Source organism: Methylobacterium sp. WL18 (assembly GCF_008040015.1).
Taxonomy (GTDB): Bacteria; Pseudomonadota; Alphaproteobacteria; order Rhizobiales; family Beijerinckiaceae; genus Methylobacterium; species Methylobacterium mesophilicum.
The window spans coordinates 1-2,001 of the sequence record NZ_VRVD01000766.1 but is presented as its reverse complement, the minus strand read 5'-3'; the positions used below and the strand labels follow the sequence as shown (position 1 = coordinate 2,001).

At 70.3% G+C, this 2,001-nt stretch carries 3 protein-coding genes; 1 reads left to right on the top strand and 2 read right to left on the bottom strand.

Annotated features, from left to right (window positions below):
• Nucleotides 1–68: 68 nt before the first annotated feature.
• Complete coding sequence (locus tag FV228_RS28045; protein ID WP_238262850.1) at nt 69–371, bottom strand: hypothetical protein; 303 nt, start codon at nt 369–371, stop codon at nt 69–71.
• Between the two features lie 358 nt (nt 372–729).
• On the opposite strand from FV228_RS28045, the gene FV228_RS28040 reads away from it, so the two are divergent.
• Nucleotides 730–1,119 carry a hypothetical protein gene (locus FV228_RS28040; RefSeq protein ID WP_147857483.1) on the top strand — a complete coding sequence of 130 codons (390 nt, stop codon included), beginning with the start codon at nt 730–732 and terminating at the stop codon, nt 1,117–1,119.
• A 27-nt stretch (nt 1,120–1,146) separates the two neighbouring features.
• Here the strand turns inward: FV228_RS28040 and mepA are convergent.
• The coding region (gene mepA / locus FV228_RS28035) for a penicillin-insensitive murein endopeptidase (protein ID WP_246694058.1) at nt 1,147–2,001 on the bottom strand (855 nt) is incomplete at its 5' end.

Below are 2,001 nucleotides of genomic sequence, written 5' to 3'. Positions count from 1 at the left end.
GGGTGAGGCCGAGCGCCGCGCCGGCGGTCCGCCTGCCGCCCCGGCGGATCACGCCCGGCACCGCGCGCTCACTCCGGATCCTTCGCGTCCCGGGCGTGCAGCGACAGGCAGGTGCGCACCATGTCGTTCAGCGTCAGGTCCTTGGTGTCGCCGATATTCGCCGTCTCCTCCAGGCAGTGCATGAAGTAGCGGCTGTCGAGATCGGGCGAGAGCGTGCGCATCGCCTTGCCCATCCGGTCGGTGAAATCGACCTTGTCGGCCATGGAGGCGCGCGGCCAGAGCGACGCCTTGTCGTCCACCCCGAGGCGCGCCCACGCCGGCGCGCTCATCAGCGTGGTGGAGATCATCACGGCCGTCAGCCATCGGGTCACGCTGCGATCTCCTCGTCCGCGCCCGCACAGGCACGCCGCCCGTTCCATACGGGTTCGTGCCGGGAAACAAGTGTGCCGTGAGCCGACAGGAAAAAAATAAGAATCCGACTTCATAGGAGCCGCATATTATTATTGACCGGCGCCGTTATAGCCTTCCGAAACATCCCGTCCGGCTCTGTCGGTGGGCGATGACGTCATGGATAGTGCTGCAATCGGTCCGGAGTGGCTTCGAAATCCGGATCGCGCGCTTTCCCGCCGGCTTCGCACCCCGTAGCGTGGCGCGTCTGAAGCCTCGTCCCGAATGCCGGCCGCCGGCGTTCGGAAAGAGACGATGCGCGAGGAGCGCAGGCAGCACCGCATGATCCGACCCGTATCCGCTCTGCTCTGCCTGGCGATGGCCGCCGTCGCGTCGGGAGCCCGCGCCCAGACGGTGGACGACGGCTCCGGCGCCGCCCTGGGGCCGGCGGACACCCGCGCGGTCCTCGACCTGATCGGGCGGCACCTGAACAGCCCGGACGCGAAGGTCACCGTGCTGCGCCGCAGCGGCGGGTCGATCGTCTGCGGCTCGGTCAACGTGAAGAACAGGGACGGGCTGTACACGGGCGAGCGCGGCTTCGTGGCCGATCTCCCCCGGTCGTTCTTCGGCCGCGTCCCCGACGGCCCGGAGCTCATGACCTTCAGGCCGGGGGAGGCGTATCAGGCCATGGAGCGGATCCGGCAGCTCTACTTCGCCCAGTGCCTGGACTGAGCCGCCGCAATCCCGGTCCCGGCGAGGCTACGGCGCCTTCAGCACCGCCCGGCAGGCGGACGGGAGGGCCGCCATGGTCATGGCGGGCTTCGGCTTCGGCGGTACCTTGGGCGGCTTGGGATGCAGCACCGCGTCCGAGAACCAGTAGCTCAGGTCGTCGCAGCCATCCCCGGCCGGGGGCGCCCCCTGGGGCTGGCAATCGTCCTGGCCGGCCGGGCAGGAAAGCCGGATATGGTAGTGGTAGTTGTGCCCGTACATCGGGCGCACCTTGGACATCCACCGGCTGCCCGCGGCGTCCCGGCACAGGGCCTTCTTGATCGCCGCGTTGACGAAGATGCGCTCCACCTCCGGCTGCTCGGCGGTGAGCTTGATCAGCTGCAGGTGCGTCGGGGTCCAGACCTCCGGGTCGATGTCGAGGCGGTCCCGGCGGACCATGTCGGTGGCCGAGGTCTCCTCGCGCTCCGCCCGGCTCATGCGGTGGTCGGGCATCGGGGTCAGCCAGATGTCGGCGTCGATGCCGATCTGGTGCGAGGCGTGGCCGGTGATCATCGGGCCGCCGCGGGGCTGGGCCATGTCGCCGACGAGCAGCCCCGGCCAGCCGACCCGGGCGGCCTTCTGCGACAGGCGCTCGACGAAATCGATCAGGACCGGCGTGCCCCACATCCGGTTGCGGGACGGGCGCATCACCTGCCAGTTCGGCCCGTCCATCGCCAGCGCCTCGCCGCCGGCGAAGCAGCCCTTGGCGTAGAACCCGTAGATGTGGGCCGGCCCGCCGGAGGCCCGGGTGACGCGGCCGAACAGGGCCTTGGCCGGGGTCGTGGGCGCGTCCGGATGCTCGAGCGGCGGCAGCGGCCTCGGGTTGACGCTGCCGCGGTCCTGGGC

Bases quoted from the DNA above. Each gene is read 5' to 3' on its own strand.
- FV228_RS28040 (WP_147857483.1), top strand. From the start codon at position 730: ATGATCCGACCCGTATCCGCTCTGCTCTGCCTGGCGATGGCCGCCGTC.